Here is an 18,996-nt window from a genome sequence, read left to right on the forward strand (position 1 = left end):
GAAGTTGAGGTACTGCATTTCTTCTCTCTGTGGAAGTCATCATCGTTGATCGGGGCGAAAAGATCGGGGTATCCCTGGGTACTGATATCAGCCAGTCCATCGCCCAAGCCTGCGAAGTGCCGAAAGTGAAATGGCGCTTGAAATCATCCGTCGTGGCGGTCGATGACAGCGGTGTGACTCTGGATGATGGCCATCACATTGAGGCCAAAACCGTGATCTGGACCACAGGCGTGCGGGCTAATACGTAACCGCGCAGAACCCCGGCGAACGCGATTTGCTGGGGCGTTTGCTTGTGGACGCCAACCTTCAGTGATTGGCCTCCCCGAAATGGTCTATTCCTGTGCGGCAACTAGAAGGCTGTAGAAGAGATGTCCTGAGCCCCACCAGTGATAACAGAAATTCGCCGCCTGACAACGTCTGCGGTCTTAACTTCGATCTCTCGCTCTACGAGGCTTCCCCCGCCACACGCTCCGCTGTAGGTCGAACCTAAATTATGGCGCCCTGCTGGCAAGCCAAACCTGGTCACCCCCCCAGAGGCGAATTCAGTTGCAAGCGTATCGTCTATATATAAGCGGTAGTGACAACCAGCCCCGTACAGACTGCCATCGCGTACCACAACAATCCGAGCATCACTGTGCCCGCCAAATGCATACAGCCTTTTCGCTGGAACAGCATCTGCCCGGTCAGAGGACACTGGCGAACGCCCACAACCCACCAACATTAAAAATGCACAAGCTGCGATCAAAACGCGCATGTTCGTCCCTTAGTGGTGCATCGCTGACTGTGTCAGCTCGCCTAAATCTGTGAAAAGTATCAATCTCAGACACCTCGCTGGCCAAAGGATCTAATAAGCGAGCTCTGGATCTAAAGAGCACGAGAAAAGACCGCAACCTGGCTACCCACTGAATCGATCAGCATTGTTGCCGTAAAGAGGGCATTGATTTCCTCCAACCCATCCTAATGTTTCGCAAAAAAAGATTAGGCAGCAGCCCTCCTCTCTCACGCATCAGCCTAATCATTCAGGTGATACCCAAGACGGCTTAAAAAGTACTTGAATTCTTTTTGTGTGAGCATGAATTTTTGACATCGCAACTATCAGTCGCCCTCACACGAATTCAACTATTTAAATCGAAGAGGACACCTCAACATTGTGTGATGAGATGATCACGACACGTTCCCATGATAGCCGCCCGTCCCTTCCCAATCGGTGCGGGCACCATTGGAAGGCCCGACCAGTTCACCCTTTAAGTTCTCGGAGTAAAGCTCTTTGATATTAATGCCATTCCTCTCAAGAATAGGGCGCTCTTTGGCATTCCATGTATTGGCAAGATACGTGGCGTCCTGATTAAAAGGGTCATTCTTTGAAATAGCATGGACCGCTACAGTTTCGCCACTTACCTGATTGGCATAGCGCATGGACAAATTATCCCAGAGCATGTTTACGGCGGGCGCCTTACCCGTAGGGATAGAGGAAGTAGCACCTGTTTTGTCCATACCCGTTTGCTTGAGCATGTCGACGCCTAGACGGCTCACGCCCTTTTCAATCAATGCTTTGTGCGGTGCATACCCTGGAGGACTTGCATCAGTTGGACTGGCATACTTGAAACGTTCTTTCAGATACAAAGAGCTGTCCGACTCACCGCTGTAGTTGTCCAAGTGATGGCCACCTTCCGTCATTTCTAAAGTAATACCATCAGTCTTTCGAGCAATAGACTGTGCTGTCATCACGGCGGAGTGAATCACCTTGCCATTGCTGAACGTATTGCCACTCCAAAAATGCGACTTGTCGGGGGGAGTTGACACATCAGCCGTCGCGGTAAAAGCCCCCAATGCCGATAGCTCTTTGTTACGTTCCATTATAATTTCAGCCGCGCTTTTGAGCATCGCGGTGCCCTGGGGAGCAGGTTGTTCTCGTAACAACCTGAAATCGCCCTGTTTTTTATCGGCCGCTTGACCATGTACTTTGGCCACTGCCGCTCCGGCTCCATCGTTGCCTTTCATAAGTTCTAGACGCGTCAGATTTAGAGGCAATCGCAGTGAATCGCCTGAGCCAAAATCGTTAATCTTTTCTCGATAAGAAGGGCGAATATCAGGTAAGACCGTCGTGGAATGATTGTCTGAAGGGGTTGAGGTACTTGATTTCGCCTCGGGATTACGGCTCTCACGATTGATGCTCCGGTCGTAGTACGAGCCTGGAGTTCCCATGGGCGCAGATAGCTTCATATCCTCTCCTGTATCATTAACCATCAAAAAAGTTTCAGGCATACCAACTTTCGTAGCGGATCAACCCAACAAAAGAATATGTGACAAAAAAGACAATAAAGTTCCAAACAGAACCCATTACTACTTCCGACTCATATGCCACAAGATGTAAATATCTGTTCACCCCTTACCTCAACCCCAAGGTATCTATTAAGCCCTCCCTAATGATGCTAAATCGAAGCAGCATAAATAGTCAGGGTTACTCGTACTGTGGTGGAGTCAATCAACCAGGCCTCCAGATCAATTAATCCCTGCGCGTTGAGCTTGATGGGTAGTTGCTCAGTATCTGGTCAAACGCTGGCAGAAGCAGACATTTGTCCTTATGTCAAAAGCATTCATAATGATTGCTCCCGCAAGAGCGAAAAGTTGATGAATTTATGTTTGATCAATACTTGAAACGATGGGCGTTGACCCTCGACGGTGATGCTTTCGTCTCGCTGAATGGCCATCTACTTCCTGTTCGCTACCACGGCACACCCGCTATGCTCAAAATCTCGCCAGAGCCAGAGGAGCAAGCTGGCAATCGGCTCATGGCTTGGTGGGACGGTCAGGGAGCAGCGCCCGTGTTGGCACATGATGGCGAAGCCTTGCTTATGGAGCGCGCGAGCGGCGTGCGCTCGCTCATGGACATGGTGAACTGCGGCCAGGATGACGAAGCGACTCGTATTCTCTGTGCTGCGGCAGGCCGCCTTCACACACCACGTACACAACCGGCTCCTGCTTTAGTTCCACTGCTGCAACGGTTTGAAGCCCTATGGGGCGCAGCGGCAACCCACCAAGGCGTCTTTGAGCAATCTGCAAAAGCCGCTCGCGAGCTCTTGTATGCCCCCCGCGACGTAGGGGTACTGCATGGTGACATCCACCACGCCAATGTATTGGACTTCGGCCCTAAGGGGTGGCTCGCTATCGATCCTAAGGGGCTCTATGGTGAGCGCGGTTTTGATTACGCGAATATTTTCTGCAATCCAGATAGCCAAAGCGCTTTGGCGCCAGGTTGTTTTGCGCGTCGGATCGAGATCGTGAGACGGGCCGGTGACATCGATCACCGCAGATTATTGCAATGGGTACTCGCGTGGACCGGCTTGTCAGCTGCCTGGATGCTCGAAGACGGCATTGAACCGTCTACCCCACTTGAGGTGGCGAAGCTTGCAACGTTGGCACTCGGGTTGTGAGTTTTACGGTAGGGGCCTGTCAGAATAATTTTCTGTGAGCTTTGGGCGGATGAGGTTGTTTGATGGCTGCTGACTGCGGCCAAGAAGCGGACATTCAAAGTAAAAGCCTCTCCCGACCAGCGCTGACGTTGTCGCAAAGAAAAAAGCTCCTTCAGCGAATTTACCCCTTTACCTGTCTACAGCTTCATAGTTTAGGGTGTACGCCATAGAACGAGGGACTGGTGATGTATCGCATTTCCGAGCTGGCGCTGAAAGTAGGTTTAAGTCGCTCTACGCTGCTTTACTACGAAAAGTTGGGGTTGATTTCATCCAAGCGGCAGGCCAATGGTTATCGCGCCTACTCAGAGCATGACCTGCAACAGTTGAAGTTGCTGCAGCAGCTACAAGCAGGTGGCCTGACTTTAAAAGAGTGCCAAGCGTGCCTGGACACGCGCATAGACCGGGCATTGTTACTTGAACGATTACAGTCTCTGGAACAAGAGATTGCGCACAAACAACAATCCAGAGATCTGCTCGCAGCAATGCTTGGGAAGGCCTCCATGCGTGGCTGGCACCAAGCTTTGGAAAGCCAAGCTCCTGGAGCTCATTTGGCCTGGTTGCTCAAGCAAGGTTTCAACGAAAAGCAGGCACTGCGTTTGAAGTGGTTATCAAAAGATATGAATGAGCATGACCACTATATGGCCGATTTCGAGCGAATCTTTGATGGTTTGGATCGCTTGGGACCGGGTTCTGCTGAGGATACATTGGCGGCCCTGAGTGCGTTACCCGCTGTGCCAAAGACGTTGTTGGACATCGGTTGCGGCCGTGGGGTGAGCACACTGTTATTGGCACAACATACCCAAGGGCTGGTCACCGCCGTGGACAATGATGAGTACAGCCTGGCACACCTGAGGGCAGCCGTCACAACCCATGCAGTGGAACATCATATCCGGCTACTGTGCGCCAGCATGACCGCGCTGCCATTTGAAGCTCGTTCGTTCGATGCCATTTGGGCCGAGGGCAGCGCGTACATAATGGGCTTTTGTAACGCCCTCAAAAGCTGGAGACGGTTTATCAAGCCACAAGGCTTCTTGGTAGTCAGCGATTTGATATGGCTAACCGATAGTCCGCGCTCTGAGGCTTCATCGTTCTGGCAGAAAAACTACCCTGATATGACGACGCTGGAAAATCGAGTTTCCAGCATTACATCGCAGGGTTATCGAGTCGTTTGCAGTTTTCCATTAAGCCGCCATGCGTGGGAAAACTACTTGAACCCTCTGCGTGAAAAGATTGCAGAACTGTGCGCAGAAGACTTTTCCTCAAAAGCCCTGGCAGACATCAAAGACGAGATTGATATCCACGAGCGCTTTCTGGATGACTACGGCTACCAGTTCTTCGTGTTGCAGAACAACGGCGCCTAGCATCGAAGCAGCGCTCACCATGTCCTGACACTTATTGGATTGACACCATGAATATTTCAAAATTGGAACAACGGACGCTGCACGTCCTCGCAAAAGGCGGCCGCATCTCTCACCAGCGCGACGCGTCAGGCCGGGTCAGAGCGGTCGAATGTTATACCCGAGAAGGCCATTTGCTTTGCGACTGCACGCTGAACGTGTTCAACAAACTCAAGGCCAAGCGTTTACTCAAGTCCATAGACGGCCAGCCTTATCGAGTCAACCCATCAGGGTTGCAGGCGGTGCGTCCGCAACTGGATAACCGTTAATAATCGGAGTTGTCATGAATATTGAAACGCTGCATGGGCGCCTGGAATTCCTGCGGGAGTCCGAGCGACTAAAAAGCGTACTCAGAAGTGCCCACACTTCAACGGGGCGCCAAGAAAGTACCGCCGAGCATAGTTGGCGACTGAGCCTGATGGCTATGGTTTTCGCTGACGAGCTCAAAGGCCTTGATCTCTTGAAAGTGCTCAAACTCTGTCTTGTTCATGACTTGGGTGAAGCTATAAACGGAGACATTCCCGCCGTGAGCAAAAACGACTTTCCGCACAAAAGCGAGCAAGAGCGTGCTGACCTCTTACATCTGACTCGCACACTGGATGACGGCGCGCGGGTGGAAATACTGGCGCTCTGGGAGGACTACGAAAATGCTACATCTGCTGAGGCCGTAGCCGTCAAAGCACTCGACAAGCTTGAGACGATCCTGCAGCACAACCAAGGCATCAACCCACCTGACTTTGACTATGCGTTCAACCTGACCTATGGCAACCAGTACACAAAAACCACTGCCCTTTTCAACACGCTACGGGGCCTAATCGATCGAGACACCAGAGAAAAACTCAATATGAATTTGAATATCCGCAATGAGCAACCTGAAGACATCAAACCCATATCAGCACTGACTGCTGCGGCATTTGAGCAGGAGCCACATTCCAGCCACACCGAGCATTTAATTGTCGATGCACTACGCCAAGCCGGGCAATTAACAGTTTCGCTGGTTGCAGTGGAGAATGATGAAATCGTTGGGCACGTCGCCATTTCCCCTGTCACCGTGTCTTCCGGTGCTGCGGGTTGGTATGGGCTAGGGCCAATATCCGTGGTGCCTGACCGCCAGGGTCAGGGTATTGGTTCATCCCTGATGAAAGCCGCTCTTGCCGAGCTACAAGGCAAAGGGGCATGCGGCTGCGTCGTACTGGGCGATCCGGGCTACTACGGTCGCTTTGGCTTCAAACCTTACGCTGGTTTGGAGCTACCTGGAGTTCCTCAAGAGTACTTCCAAACGCTGTCTTTTGGCGGCAATTTGCCAACAGGCACTGTGCGATATCATGAGTCTTTTGACGTGGAGGGGTGAGTCCTGAGCGCTGTCACGTTCATCCTGACAGCGTTTGGCTAACCTCGCGGGCTTTGCCGATGGCGATCACAACGCTTCGAGTGAATTACAGCCGCTCGTAGCAAGCCGCACGGGCAATTTTAACTTCCTCCTTTGGCCGGTTGCGTTCTTTCACGAAAGCTGGCTGAGGCCACTTGCTAGCTTTCGCTAAAAAGCAATTACCCAACTGACTGGATCGTTGCTCAAGGCTTTCTTTTGCAATGTAATTCGGGCGCTCCGTATCCCCAAGTGATTGTAGTTTCGCCCTGATGCTCCCAAAGCGTTTCATTGCGTCCAAGGTACTTTGCGCCACTGCCACTTGGCTGCTGGTACATGAGCGATAAGCTGTCGCCACGCTCGGCGATTAATGTCGGTGGATCGGTTTTGAAGAACATGACAGCAACCTCACTGGCAGGATTGCCATCGCATTCGTAATAGACAGGGCCGGTTTGCGCTACCAATCGGTACCGTGCTTGCAACTCGGCGATGCGGCGCTGGTACTCCATGCGCAAGCATGCAGCAACGTCATCACTTTTCCTGCAGTCGTCACGACCCTTTATCCACCCACGTTGTTCTGCTTTAAGCCGGGGTGGATGCTCGTTGACAGCCTTGACGCTCGCGCCGGCATACACTTGCGACAGATTGCGATCAAGCGCGGATAATTCCTTGTCCTCACATATCATCGCGTCGATAGCGCCAGGCTTAACCTTGGCGCAATCGTAAGAGGGGCCAAGGGTCACATTGACTGTCGACGATTTCCCCTGACCGTCACCGGTCGCCTGAACCCCATTGATATGCTGATCAATGTATGTGCACCACTGATCGGAGCTTCGCTCAGGGACATTCGCCCCATCGCGAACCCCTAATTTGAATTCAATCACCGACTTCCATTCATCGGAGCCTATATCCGGCCCATGCCCTTGCTCGTCAGTGGTATGCAGTATCTTATCGATCGATTGAAACCATGGGTAAGTGCATATCGATTGAGCCTGAGCAACGCCTGTGGCGCTAACCAACAACAAAACCAGATATTTGCTCATGGGTGGCTCCTTTAGATTAAGCCGTTGCCAAACACCAACTAAAACCTGACTCATCCCCGGAGTCCGGTTAATCATATCCGATTTAGCGGAGGTTCTAAGGCAGTTGTTGACCGGCATGTCCCTGCTGCGGAGTGTCGATAGCAATACTTATCGAGCGACCGCTATTGGCCGATTCTGTTGAAAAAAGTATTCATCTGAGATTTTGGCAGAACACTCAGGACTCGGATTTCACGTAGCAGCGTTCACAAGAGGTGTTTTTACACATCAACATTCGAACGTTTTGGGCAAACTGACCTTTTCAACAGAATTGGCCGGAAACAGATTACCCGGACCATAAGGCAAGCGGCACCAGCCACCCTCACAGGGCTCCAATGCAAGAAATAATGAATCGCCCCTCACTCACAATAGCGTTTCTCGATTGCCCAATGGCTGACCCTGCCTGGCCCAGCTTTTCAGGTTTCGCTGCATTCGGTTATGGATTAGCCTCTTTGCCCAGCGTGAGCATGGGATAGGGCATTGCCTCATTATCATGGGTTCTGAACACGCCTCATCATGGAGATATCATCATTTATGGAAAATATACTGGTTTCCAAGACAGCGGTCGTCACCGGCGCGGCACAAGGCATCGGCGCAGCCATTGCAAGGCTCTTTGTGCAAGAAGGTTGCTTCGTTTACGTCACTGACATTAACGACGACCTTGGTAATGCGGTTGCAAGCTCGTTGGGTAGTAGCGCCTGCTTTCTGCGTCTGGATGTGCGGCGTGAAGAGGATTGGCAACGATTGGCCACGCAGATTTCAAATCAAGGCCGCAATTGGAATATCCTCGTGAATAACGCGGGCATCACCGGATTCGAGAGCGGTGCTGAGCGGCATGACCCGGAACATGCAAGGCTGGAAGATTGGCGTTCCGTGCATCAAACCAATCTCGACGGAGTATTCCTCGGATGCAAATACGCCATTCGCTCCATGCGCCAGTCAGGAGCCGGTTCCATCATCAACATTTCCTCTCGTTCCGGCCTGGTTGGCATTCCAGGGGCCGCAGCGTATGCGTCGTCCAAAGCTGCCGTTCGCAATCACACTAAAACGGTGGCGCTTTACTGCGCCGAACAAGGACTGAGCGTTCGATGCAACTCGATTCATCCGGCGGCCATCCTTACTCCCATGTGGGAACCCATGCTAGGTAGCGATGCCGGTCGCGAAGAACGAATGGCTGCGCTGGTTCGAGACACTCCGCTCAGGCGATTCGGTATGCCTGAAGAAGTGGCCGCTCTGGCCTTGTTGCTCGCGTCGGATAACGCTACGTACATCACGGGCAGTGAGTTCAATATTGATGGTGGTCTGTTGGCTGGGACGGCTGCGACTCCGGCAGTCCTGGACGACAGCGAAACCTAGGGCGTTAAGATCGCGCCTACGAATGACAGTTTTTTGACCGATAACTGCCTATCTTTAACGGCAGCTTTCGGCCAAAAGAAGACGTTCGCAAAGCCGTAGAAGTGCGCTTGCTAAATCCTTACACTTGAAGCCGACTACAACAGCGCCCCCGACACTCTCCGAGCAGTTGTTGATACGAACTGTGCTTAATTGATCCTTCTTGAGGTGGTGAACATGCAAAAATTATGGAGGCGCTACTCGCAATTACTCGACAAGGATCTCAATGCCAAGATCTTCGACAATTTCAAAAATATGGTTCTGTGCGCGCTTCTGTTTGCAGCGGGTACGAACGCTTTGCACAGTGATCACAAGCTTTTTATGAGTATCACTGCCACCAACCTGGCTGGGTGGGGAGTGATCACCATCTCTGGATTACTGATGCTCCTGAACGTCAGTGATGGCATTCGCCGTCTAGCCCAACTCCGCTATCACCTCGTCTTTCAGCTTTTGATAGTCCTCATCTATATATTAATTTCCGCACGGGTTGTGGAGATGGTCTGGAGCTTCCGCGCGTAACGGATGGAACTTTCCTGGTCCTGAGATTTGAAGTGACGCACGCCTCTGCGAGAATGGCCGATTAAATCAACGGTCCCCCCTCATAACATCAAGAGCCAGAGTACATTCAACTCCGCCCCAGTCGCCCGAAGCATGGGAGCTGTCAGATACCTAGGAATCGAGGTCGATTAAGCCTTTGAAATGGCGACAAAGTCGGACGGCTGATTTTTTTCCCTGCGACACTATCGTAAGAGTCTTAAACAATGTCCGCTTTTGGCCAATAGCGGCCCTTCGTCACAAACCTGCTACAGGTTTCAAGTCTACTAACCTAAAATAACCCTCCCAAAGCCTCCGGCTCCCAATTCATAACAATCAGTTCCGCGTGGTGCAGAACCATTTGGAAGAATTCGTGCGTCAATTTAAATGGGCTCTCAACTCACGGCAGATATTCGAGCGGCAAAAAATGCCCCGCCCCACTTCACCGCATCGAACTTCACGCCAACACCTTGAGCGCGCGGTCGTACAGCGCCTGACGATCCGCCGCCCCGTTCTGGCCGCCGTTGATGCGCCGGGTAAAGGTGTAGAACTGACCCCTATCAGCCAAGGTGTTGAGCCCCCTGCTCGCCCAAAACCACGCTGCTGACATGCAGGCATGTTGCGGCTTTTCGAGCAGCTCGGGATGGTTGACCAGATCAAGGGCCAGCGCTTCGCCACATGTGATGTAGTTGGCCCGGCCGGTGATTTGGATCAGGCCACGGCCGCGATACTTATGCCCGTCGCCGTCCGCCTCGGGCGTATTGCCCAAGCGCCTGGCCAGTGAGCCGGTGTCGTATTTGCTCAGGTACTGAACGCTGCCCAATTCGCGCACGTAGCGAAACTGGCCGGACTCGTGGCCGATCTGGGTGATAAAGGCGGCGATGCGTTTTGTGCCGACGATCTGGAAGCGGACCATTGCGGTGTTTAGCACAGGAACAAAAACGCCGGCTGTTTGGCCGGCGTTGGGTGAACACCTGCTCCACCGAGTCCACCAGGTACTCGCCATCGAGCCCGACCTTGAAGCCTTGGGCATTGATGGTCCGTTCATCAAACAAATCAGTTCGCCCGGGCATTTCCAGACGCACTCCGGCGGTCGAGCGATTGAACGCGGCCAGCCGCGCTTTGGCGGCCTGTTCGCCGGCGGATTTGTTGGGATAGATGTGGCGGTCGGTGTGTACCGGCGGCAGACCATCCGGGGCTTCGTCGTTGTCCAAGGTGACGATGGCCAACTTGCCGGTTTTCTTGTCCTGGTGCTTGGTGCTGACCGCCTTGTGCGCGCTGCGATCACCCAGCCGGAACTGCCAGAGGCTGACGTCGCTACGTGTCAGGGTGATGGTGCCCAGCGCTGTACCACTCGCGCTTTGTCCTCCTTCGCGCTGCATCACCAGCAGATGGCCGTCCGCCACTTTGGCGGTGCCGCTATAGCCGAGGAACACTTCGATGCTGGCTCCACGGCTGGGTAATGATACGGCGCTATCACGGTCATCGATGCGCAGTTCAAAGTCGTCTGACTCCATGCCGGGTTTGTCAGTGGTTCGCAGTAAAAGCAGGCGGTCGTTGATCAGCGTGGTGATGTCAGCACCGTCTGCGACGATACGAAAGATGGGGGTCATAGGCAAATTCCGGATAATAAAAAGCCCACGCTGAGGTGGGCTGTAGATGTGTATGCTTCATGTGTTAAATACGAGCATTTAGGGAAATTTAAATCCTAGCCTTCGGTTAGATTTATGATCATTTTAGTAAGCCAGACTTTCCAATCATTGCCAGCAGCACGATGCTTATCATCAAAACAATAATACCCCACTGCATGACAACCAACTTTCGCTTGAGCATTATCGGAAAATTTTTCAAATCCTCAGGGCATAACTCGCCTCTTTTTAGATAAGAGCTTGGAAACGTTAGAACCCCTGAAATGCCGCCAATCAGCAGAAGCCTCCCCCATGGCCCACCGTGCTTAAGCGGGGAGCGCACCATGATTGCAGTACAGTTTTTCAAACATCCCAGTATCAAGTCTATTTGGGTGTAAGCCGTATGCAAGACAATAGCCAAGCATATGAGCAAACTAACGATAACGATGACACCCAAATACCCGACTATTAATTCGGCAGAGTTCATTTCGCGCTCTCGTAAATAACTTCACCACCTATTTCTCCAACCATCCCTCCAGCAAAACCACCGAGAAAAGATCCGGCCGCAACGACGACGATCCCACACACCAAGCCACCAACCCCACCAGTCGCGACTGTAAGCCCAGCACAAAGACCTCCACCAATAGCTCCTGACAGTAAATATCCTCCCCCCGCGCCACCCGCAACAGTGCCTAAAAATCCACCCGATTCAGTAAATCTGATCTTCCTGCACTTCTCTGTTTTTCCTGCCGAGCAAACATTCTGGACCTTCACGTATGAGGCTCCACCACCAATGCCTGTTCCAATCCAACCACCATATTTAAGATACTTGGCCGCTTTGGACACGCCCTCAATATGCGTTGCATACCCAGGAATATGATCTGCCCCCCCTGCTGCCGTCCAGCGATGAATCAAGCTACGACTGGATATACCCAGGGCGCTTTCCAAATTCGGATGATCAGGGAAGCCAATACTTTTTCGGGTAAGCGCTGTGAGATGGGAATCAAGCTGGGTTAAAAGGCGTTTACGCTCAGCAAAAAAATCAGGCGAGTTTAAATTCCCATTGGCCTCAAATGTTCTGACATGCAGCGCTTCGATATCTTTAAATAAGTGCTTTATGTCATCCAGGTGCTTGGCAAACATCGCTTCACCGACCCCGATAGAAGTTGACCCATAGCCTGTGAACGTTTGAATTTCATTCCGATGCTGAACCATGAAGTCAGCTTCTTCAGGCGTCATCTCTTTAATAACGGCATTAGCCTTGGCCGCAACTTGCATCAGCATCGCTTCTTCACGCGTGCATTGCAGGTTATTCGGGTCGCTCAATACGATCATCGTACCGGCGTTGATGTTGCCAAGGTTTGGATTCAGCGCTTCGAACTTACTCATCACGGTGGGATTTTGTACCGAGAATAAAGCCGCTTTTAACTTTTCGCCCGTGGTGCTCTTAGGGACGACATAGAAGCCAGGCTCTTGCGGTTGCGGTTTGAAAATCGGTTCAGCTTCCGGCAACGGCGGTTTTTCCTGCTCAACAGGCATATGGAAACTGCCCGTCCAACCGCGTCCGGTGATGTGGGAATACTCGTTGAATGTGTCTTGGCTCAGCGGACTGAAGGGATCGTCTTTAACCAATAAAATGTCGCCCGCTTCTACGGCGTCTACGATTTCTTCATGGGTTAATTGTCGGCCGTACGTTTCGATATCAAACAGGCTTAGCGTAGGGAAAGGCGTACATAAAGCGTCTTCGACTTCAAATTTGGCAAAGAAAGGGGCTTCGATCTCACTGAGACGAACCCCAAGTTCTTCTCGGGCGTCTGCATAAATCAGGCGCATGTGCATGTCGTATTTTCCTTAATCACCAGGGCCGATTAAGCAGCGGCCCGTTCCAGGTCAATCCATTGAAGTGCGCGGACTGTATCGGCCAGTTCGGCCAAGGGTCAATAAGACCTTTCCCATGATGACGGAAGCCCTATCTCTTTTGTTCGTCGATGAAGCACTAGAAATTCAAGCCCACAACATCACCACCTCATCACTCGGCACCGGCAAATCCGGCAAGTGAATAACCAGCCCGGCCTTGAACGGCTGAACCTCATCGGCCAGCCCTTGGTTGGCATCGAGCACGGCCTCGACCGTGCCGTTGAGGTGGCCGTAATAGTTCTGGCAGATCGTGTCGAGCACGTCGCCGCTAGCTGTTCTGCAGGTCGTCGCCATAGCGCACAAACTCCAAGGTAAAACCCTGTTTACGCGGGATGCCGCCTTGCAGCAGGGCGCTTTGTTCTTCTTCGATGTTTTTCAAAGACCAGTTGCCCAGTACCTCGCCATAGCCGGTGGTCAGGCACAGCAGTTGGAGCTGGGCGCCGATGCTGGGCAGGGTGTCGCGTTATTTGATGCCGCCTTTGAACCCGCCAAAAATCGCGCCCGTGAGGGTGATGCGTTCTTCGCCCATGCCCACCGCTTGTTGCGCCGGGCGGCGGCTCAGTCGCACTTGCGAGGCCCAGCGGTATTCGCTGGAGCGCTTGAGTTCGTCGAACGCGGCGGTGTCCAGGTTGAAGTAGAACGGTGTCGATCCGGGCTTGAGCGGTTGCATGATCAGCAAATGCGGGAACGGCTTTACCGCTTCGGCGGCCGGAGTCGCGTCTGCACCCAGCGCGCCGGTGGGCACGATGCTGGCCGCCTGCTCTTTGAGCACGCCGAGGCGCTCCTCGATCTGCGAGGCTGCGCGGGTGGCTTTGTTGTAGGTGGCCACCACCGCGCCGACCTTGGCCTCTGCGGCGTTAACACCGCGCATCAGACGTTGCACCTTGGCCCCGACCGCAGGGCCCATGAACGGCAAGTCGCTCAGTTCGGCGGCGGCGCCGCAGATTTCACTAATGGCACCGTTCACTGGTCCGAGCATACCGTCGAGGCTGCGGCGCCCGGTTACATCAATTCCGGGGAACAGTGAAAAAATGAACACTTCTAGAAAAACAAGATCTTACTAAATACAACAATACTCATAAAGTCATGATCAGGCCCGAGTGTATCTCGTGGTAGGGGATTCATGCCTGGCATCATGCTCAACCCTGAAGAGGCGATACCACTTCTAATAACAAGTAAATATGTGATCAAAAATACACATGAAATTAAAATCCGCCTATCCACTCCATCCAATAATGACAACACCAAGAAGAATGGGGTTATTGAATACACCCTCAAGATGGCGTCCCCAACTTAATATTTAAGCACCCGAACCCCTTAGCAGACTTAATTGCTATATATATCGCACAAATACTTCAAAATAATCAGGACAGAGACATTTCGGGCTATGGCGTGATATTAGTAGCACAGAATCTAACAAGTAACACAAAACTTCCGGACACAGATCTACATGCGCAAGACTGGTCAGTTTGCTATCCGCGAATGAGTGGCCTTCAAACAGTTTCTCCAGCACACCGAAGGCAACCTAGAGCTCTCAGGATTTCTTTAGCACTGCCTCGTCGTACTCAACGCGGGCCTTGATCGCTATATCGTCCGCCTGCAGATATGGAAGGCTAACAACAGATGCCCCGATTTTCCGGCCGTACCATTTGTCAGGGGTGTAAACAGCGCCAAAGACACTGCCGCCAGGGTGATAAAACTCGCTTTGAGAGAACCCGGCATTCGACACACGGGTGTGCTGAATGGTCTTGATAAGGCTGGCGGTCAATGTAGCCGACAATTACAGCGTCAACTACGGCCTTCGTATCACGAGCTACTTGTTCAGACATTTTCTGCGCCTCAGAACGAAAAAGCCCGCGAGTTGGCGAGTCTTGGAATAGATCGGCCCCGATAACACACCCGGCTTGGCGCTACGGGTGTGGCAGGGTCGAAAACGAAAAAGCCCCGGCCAATGCCGAGGCTTGAAGTTAGAAATTTACAGATGTTGCCCCCAGTAACAACCCAGCATCCACGTACATTTGCTGGAGCCGTTCGCGGCGATCCACTGGGTCTACGGCTAGACCGGTAAAAGTCCGGTCGCTGATAGGAACTACTCGCGATATGTCTTAAAATAGCCGGTTGCCGAAGAACCGTCATGACCATGAAGGGCTTCCATCCTTAAACAAATAAGTGTGATTAAGATGAACAAGCCTTTCATTTCTCTGTGCCCTGAAATTACTCGTGCACACGCGCTGAAGCTGATGGATTGGTTGGAGGATGAACGCGTCACCTGCTATCTGAGCGATTCGCGTCATGTCTCCCGCTCCATCGAGCAAGCTATTGATCGTACTCAATTGCCGATCCTTACCCATCTATTCAACAGGGGCGGTCGATTCTTCATGGCCTATGACCGGCATGACGCTCCGGTAGGCTTTGTCCGTCTAATCAAGACCGACTCAAATTGCGAGATAGTTCTGGTCATCGGAGACAGCGACAAATGGGGCCGAAACCTTGGCGCCCGCACGATCCGCGAGGGTATGAAGCTGGCCTTTCTCGACATGCGGGCAAAGAAGCTCATTGCCAAGATCCACCCGGACAACGCGCGCTCGCTGAAAGCCTTTCTGCGCAGCGGCTTTGTACTTGAGAGCGACACGCCGACATTAAAGTCATTCTCGATGACGGTAGGGCGCTATCTCCAGCTATTGCGAGAAGGCACCGTTGGCGATTCTACGAGGATCTACATCACTGAAATTGACAAGGCCAGGCTCGAGAGTCTAATCGCGCTCGAGGAAGGCCCGGCCGTTGTTGAACTCGAACATGAACTTGAGCGAGCCATTGTCGTCAAGCCGCAGCAGGTGGCTAGCAATGTAGTTACGATGAACTCCAGGGCCTTGCTGCAGCTGGATGACGAAGAGATCGAAGTGGCCTTGGTCTATCCTGAAGACGCGGACACCAACGCAGGTAAGCACTCCGTACATTCCGACATCGGCGCTGCCATCTTGGGCTATCAGGAGGGTGACGCCATCGACTGGAAGATATCTGATCGAACCCGTCGGATTGAGATCAGGAAAGTACTTTATCAGCCGGAGGCTGCGGGCGATTTCCACCTATGATTTCGCGTACTGCTAAGTGTTCGCCCATCTAGCCCAAAGCCATAACCCTCAAAAAAAGAACGCCGAGCGCTGCGACTGGAGATGCAACCTACCCGTGCTACTTCGCTCGGCGTCTCAGGCGCCGCACACCGGATGTAGAACGCCTTTGATTGCGCAGTCGGGTGAACGAGTTGTTCACCCAAGGCCGGAGTGCTCCAGGTAGCCGTAGCATCATGGCCATGATGCAGGACGACGGCGAGCAGATCGGGCGATTCAAGGTGCGCAGCCTGATGCGCGAACTGGCGTTGGTCAGCAAACAACCTGGATCGCATGCTTACAAAAAGGCGACAGTCGAGCGGCCCGACATTCCTGATATTTTGAACCGCAAGTTTGAAGTGCCCGCTCCTGACCACGTCTGGTGTGGCGATCTCACTTACACCTGGGCTCAAGGGAAATGGCAGTATCTGGCGGTTGTGTTAGGTCTTTTTACACGCCGTATTGTGGGTTGGACATTGTCGGGGAAGTCGGATGCCGCATGACGGTCCAACAAGCTCAGCGGGATATCAGCCATTTTTTGATGCACCGGTACAACAGAATTCGACCGCACCAATTTAATGGTGGGCTGCCATCGGCTCAGGGCGAGAAAAAACTTAACCTCGTGTCCGGGATCAGTTGATCCACTACAGATCGAGGAAGATCATGAACTCCAGCAAGCTATTGATGACTTGCTTGTGATCAAACGAGCATCACCCGAGAGGGGCTTATCTCCCCAGATTGCACCCATTCAACGATTCGTTGAGCGTGAACTGCAGCGTCTCGAAAGCATCAAACCAATTCGTAGTGACCGAAAACAAATAGAGCCCCTATTATCAGACCTGTTTCGCTCAGTGTTGAAAGAAACGTGGGATGAAAACCAAAAACTGAACCAGCCAGATCAACACCGAAGGCACCGCATGCCCGCCCCCATTGCTCGCCCCGATCTTATTTATGAATACCCGGCGCACTTGCGCGCTCAGGTCGAGGCGGCCCCGCGAGCACCCGGGGTGTATTTCTTTTATGCTGAAGGCGACGTGATACCGCTCTATATTGGCAAAAGCATCGATATTCGCAGTCGACTGCTTTCTCACCTGCGCACTTCCGCAGAAGCCAGGATGTTGCTCCAGGCACAACGGATCGAGTACCGGCAAACCGCAGGCGAAATCGGCGCCCTACTGCTTGAATCGCGGCTGATCAAAGAGCTGCAACCCCTGAAGAACAAGCGACTTCGTCGGCAGCAGCGTCTGTGCTCGCTACGAATTCGCGACGGGGTGCTGGAGATCATCGACACGACAGAAATTAGCCACGGGACCCAGTTGTACGGACTTTTCCGTAACCGGCGCATGGCCACCCAAGCGCTGATGTTGATTGCGGACGAGCACCGCCTCTGCCATTCCCTGCTGGGCCTTGAAAAAACAATGGGCCGAGGCTGCTTCAGGGCTCAAATAGGTAAGTGCGCCGGAGCCTGCAAAGGCGAAGAAAGCAATGAGGCGCATACCAAGCGCTTGTTGAATGCTTTAGAGCGCTGGGCCGTGCATCACTGGCCCTACCCTGGCGCAATCGCATTGCACGAGCGGCATGGAGAATTCGAGGAGTACCACGTTGTGGAGAGCTGGCGTTACATAGGGACCTATGCCAGCGAAACTGAGGCCAGACTGGCACCCAGGCTGGCGGGGCAAGCATTCGATGCCGATTGTTACAAGATCCTGGTACGCCCCGTACTGCTTGAAAGCACGACCATCATCTTGCTGACGTAGCGGATTTGTTAACGCAATCCACAATCACCGTTTGCCCAAGACCGAGATTAGCCAGCGCCAGTTCCTACGCGACCAAGCAACCGCTACAGCCCATGTCTCGGCTTAAGACATCAGCATCCCGGATTGCCTGCTCAATTGTATCGATGCGCAGAATGATAGACAGCACCTGCATTCGCAGCCACGCCACGTGCAATAGTCGTTTTGCCAGTACCTGGAAGGCCGCTAAAAACAATAAGCATGCAATTTCCTCTGCCTGAGTAAAAAGCCATTACCAGCAGTATCCAGCCATCAACCTTGCGCGCTGGCCCCCAAGATCCGTAACCAAGGCCAGCGTGCCTGATAGCTTCTGGCTTTGGGCACGAACAAGTCTGGCTGGAGATTGAGAGGGTTGGGACGTAGCAGCCCCTGCCCGACATCATCCAGACCATATGGCGCATACACCTCGCCCGTCTCAGGGTCAAAACCAATGCACGTTCCGGCAACAAGGTAACGATCAACACCGTCCCTGGCAGACAAAAGCGCAGGGTAAACCCTGCCAAACCGCTCGCCGTACCACAGATGGACCCGGGCCTGATTCTTGATATCGACCTTGACGCCCACGTCTTTGAACAACTGCTGGGTCTCAAGAATGACTTCGTTCTCTGCCTCCCAGGACAGATCCGTATCGAAGTAGAAAATGTCGTAGTCCTTCACACCCGCTGCGGGTGACAGACCCGACTGATGATTCCAGACGGCCTGAAAAAGGCAGCCAGCTGTCAGCATGCACTGGCTCAGGCCCAGAGAAGGCAAGCGCGACACTATCTGTACGTTAACTGGATTGGTCATGGCGATATCGACCAGGGTTTCGGGAGTCAATTGCACTGTCGGTCCTCTGGGTTCGGTATGGCACACATCAGTCAGCCCGTGATTAGGCGCCAAGCAAAGTGATAACCCAAGGGACAGAGTTGATCAAGAAATCTTGGGGGGAGAGTCAGCATGCCTGCGCAGTTGCACTTTTGAAACCTGAGCGCAGCACATTCAGCGAACGGGTTTAGCGGCCCGAGTCCATACAGGCGCACAGCGCCACCATTACGAATGCAGGCGTTTTTTTTTCGTCCGCATATTCGTTTATGGCGGTTGTGCGTGGGAGACCTTCGGGTCTGCCGGGGTCCTGTATGCCCGGTCCGCTAACCTGCGCACAGCTGCCACCCTTATTCGTTTAGCGGCGAACCGTGGCAGCTCCTCACATACAGGAGTACGGCCAGATGCACACTCTCAATCCGTTCGGAAATCGCGTAACTGCTTATCCAGTGAAGACTCTCGCCATTCTGCCCAACCGTGGCAGGCTGCCAGCTAGTCACACCCTC

The 18,996-nt window shown here is 52.9% G+C and carries 15 protein-coding genes and 7 pseudogenes; 12 read left to right on the forward strand and 10 right to left on the reverse strand.

The window, feature by feature from the left end; genetic code table 11:
- Positions 1–29 precede the first annotated feature (29 nt).
- A pseudogene (locus ACP7A4_RS12735) lies at positions 30–310 on the forward strand (FAD-dependent oxidoreductase); the annotation flags it as partial.
- A gap of 854 nt (positions 311–1,164) precedes the next feature.
- On the opposite strand, the gene ACP7A4_RS12740 reads toward ACP7A4_RS12735, so the two are convergent.
- Complete coding sequence (locus tag ACP7A4_RS12740; RefSeq protein WP_426247187.1) at positions 1,165–2,265, reverse strand: hypothetical protein; 1,101 nt, start codon at positions 2,263–2,265, stop codon at positions 1,165–1,167.
- Between the two features lie 374 nt (positions 2,266–2,639).
- On the opposite strand from ACP7A4_RS12740, the gene ACP7A4_RS12745 reads away from it, so the two are divergent.
- The 5 genes and pseudogenes from ACP7A4_RS12745 (at position 2,640) to ACP7A4_RS12765 (ending at position 6,221) form a co-directional block, all read left to right on the forward strand.
- Entirely contained in the window at positions 2,640–3,434 is a 795-nt protein-coding gene (locus tag ACP7A4_RS12745) for an aminoglycoside phosphotransferase family protein (protein ID WP_426247189.1), read from the forward strand.
- Between the two features lie 224 nt (positions 3,435–3,658).
- Positions 3,659–4,834, forward strand: coding sequence for a MerR family transcriptional regulator (locus ACP7A4_RS12750; RefSeq protein ID WP_426247191.1), 1,176 nt, complete (start codon positions 3,659–3,661; stop codon positions 4,832–4,834).
- Positions 4,835–4,881: 47 nt separating this feature from the next.
- A complete protein-coding gene (locus tag ACP7A4_RS12755) occupies positions 4,882–5,139 on the forward strand; it encodes a YjhX family toxin (RefSeq protein ID WP_059763235.1) in 258 nt (85 codons plus the stop codon).
- Between the two features lie 14 nt (positions 5,140–5,153).
- Positions 5,154–5,711: pseudogene (locus tag ACP7A4_RS12760) on the forward strand (HD domain-containing protein); the annotation flags it as partial.
- A gap of 3 nt (positions 5,712–5,714) precedes the next feature.
- On the forward strand, positions 5,715–6,221 hold the full coding sequence (locus tag ACP7A4_RS12765; protein ID WP_426247527.1) for a GNAT family N-acetyltransferase: 507 nt from the start codon (positions 5,715–5,717) through the stop codon (positions 6,219–6,221).
- 221 nt (positions 6,222–6,442) lie between these two features.
- On the opposite strand, the gene ACP7A4_RS12770 is transcribed toward ACP7A4_RS12765, so the two are convergent.
- Positions 6,443–7,279: an MliC family protein gene (locus ACP7A4_RS12770; protein WP_426247192.1), complete on the reverse strand. Its 837-nt coding sequence runs from the start codon at positions 7,277–7,279 to the stop codon at positions 6,443–6,445.
- Positions 7,280–7,849: 570 nt separating this feature from the next.
- Here ACP7A4_RS12770 and ACP7A4_RS12775 point away from each other — a divergent pair.
- The 3 genes and pseudogenes from ACP7A4_RS12775 to ACP7A4_RS12785 form a co-directional block, all read left to right on the forward strand.
- Positions 7,850–8,671, forward strand: coding sequence for an SDR family oxidoreductase (locus tag ACP7A4_RS12775; RefSeq protein ID WP_426247193.1), 822 nt, complete (start codon positions 7,850–7,852; stop codon positions 8,669–8,671).
- A gap of 213 nt (positions 8,672–8,884) precedes the next feature.
- On the forward strand, positions 8,885–9,226 hold the full coding sequence (locus ACP7A4_RS12780) for a hypothetical protein (RefSeq protein ID WP_059763238.1): 342 nt from the start codon (positions 8,885–8,887) through the stop codon (positions 9,224–9,226).
- Between the two features lie 355 nt (positions 9,227–9,581).
- Positions 9,582–9,680 (forward strand): annotated as a pseudogene (locus tag ACP7A4_RS12785) (DNA adenine methylase); the annotation flags it as partial.
- Positions 9,681–9,698: 18 nt separating this feature from the next.
- Here ACP7A4_RS12785 and ACP7A4_RS12790 read toward each other — a convergent pair.
- The 6 genes and pseudogenes from ACP7A4_RS12790 to ACP7A4_RS12815 all read right to left on the reverse strand — a co-directional run bounded on the left by ACP7A4_RS12790 (position 9,699) and on the right by ACP7A4_RS12815 (position 13,765).
- The gene (locus ACP7A4_RS12790) at positions 9,699–10,247 is read right to left on the reverse strand and encodes a glycoside hydrolase family 19 protein (RefSeq protein ID WP_426247195.1); all 549 of its coding nucleotides are present in this window, start codon (positions 10,245–10,247) and stop codon (positions 9,699–9,701) included.
- Positions 10,204–10,854 (reverse strand): annotated as a pseudogene (locus ACP7A4_RS12795) (phage late control D family protein); the annotation flags it as partial. The gene ACP7A4_RS12790 and the pseudogene ACP7A4_RS12795, both read right to left, overlap by 44 nt.
- 118 nt (positions 10,855–10,972) lie before the next feature.
- Entirely contained in the window at positions 10,973–11,356 is a 384-nt protein-coding gene (locus ACP7A4_RS12800; RefSeq protein ID WP_059763241.1) for a hypothetical protein, read from the reverse strand.
- A complete protein-coding gene (locus tag ACP7A4_RS12805; protein WP_426247197.1) occupies positions 11,353–12,708 on the reverse strand; it encodes a hypothetical protein in 1,356 nt (451 codons plus the stop codon). Before ACP7A4_RS12805 ends, ACP7A4_RS12800 begins: the two co-directional genes overlap by 4 nt.
- 165 nt (positions 12,709–12,873) lie before the next feature.
- Positions 12,874–13,080 carry a tail protein X gene (locus ACP7A4_RS12810; RefSeq protein ID WP_426247199.1) on the reverse strand — a complete coding sequence of 69 codons (207 nt, stop codon included), beginning with the start codon at positions 13,078–13,080 and terminating at the stop codon, positions 12,874–12,876.
- Positions 13,055–13,765, reverse strand: a pseudogene (locus tag ACP7A4_RS12815) (phage tail protein). The gene ACP7A4_RS12810 and the pseudogene ACP7A4_RS12815 overlap by 26 nt, the downstream one beginning before the upstream one ends.
- 1,201 nt (positions 13,766–14,966) lie before the next feature.
- Between ACP7A4_RS12815 and ACP7A4_RS12820 the strand changes: the two are divergent.
- The 3 genes and pseudogenes from ACP7A4_RS12820 (at position 14,967) to ACP7A4_RS12830 (ending at position 17,650) form a co-directional block, all read left to right on the forward strand.
- Positions 14,967–15,878: a bifunctional GNAT family N-acetyltransferase/nucleoside diphosphate kinase regulator gene (locus ACP7A4_RS12820; protein ID WP_059763389.1), complete on the forward strand. Its 912-nt coding sequence runs from the start codon at positions 14,967–14,969 to the stop codon at positions 15,876–15,878.
- Between the two features lie 95 nt (positions 15,879–15,973).
- A pseudogene (locus ACP7A4_RS12825) lies at positions 15,974–16,533 on the forward strand (DDE-type integrase/transposase/recombinase); the annotation flags it as partial.
- Between the two features lie 55 nt (positions 16,534–16,588).
- Positions 16,589–17,650 carry an endonuclease gene (locus ACP7A4_RS12830; RefSeq protein ID WP_256209855.1) on the forward strand — a complete coding sequence of 354 codons (1,062 nt, stop codon included), beginning with the start codon at positions 16,589–16,591 and terminating at the stop codon, positions 17,648–17,650.
- Here ACP7A4_RS12830 and ACP7A4_RS12835 read toward each other — a convergent pair.
- Together ACP7A4_RS12835 and ACP7A4_RS12840 are read right to left on the reverse strand one after the other, a co-directional pair.
- Positions 17,643–17,889, reverse strand: a pseudogene (locus ACP7A4_RS12835) (AAA family ATPase); the annotation flags it as partial. The gene ACP7A4_RS12830 and the pseudogene ACP7A4_RS12835 overlap by 8 nt on opposite strands.
- Positions 17,890–17,938: 49 nt before the next feature.
- On the reverse strand, positions 17,939–18,511 hold the full coding sequence (locus ACP7A4_RS12840; protein WP_426247202.1) for a nucleotidyltransferase family protein: 573 nt from the start codon (positions 18,509–18,511) through the stop codon (positions 17,939–17,941).
- Between the last annotated feature and the right edge of the window lie 485 nt (positions 18,512–18,996).

This window comes from Pseudomonas sp. TWR3-1-1, assembly GCF_049896545.1.
GTDB lineage: Bacteria > Pseudomonadota > Gammaproteobacteria > Pseudomonadales > Pseudomonadaceae > Aquipseudomonas > Aquipseudomonas weihenstephanensis.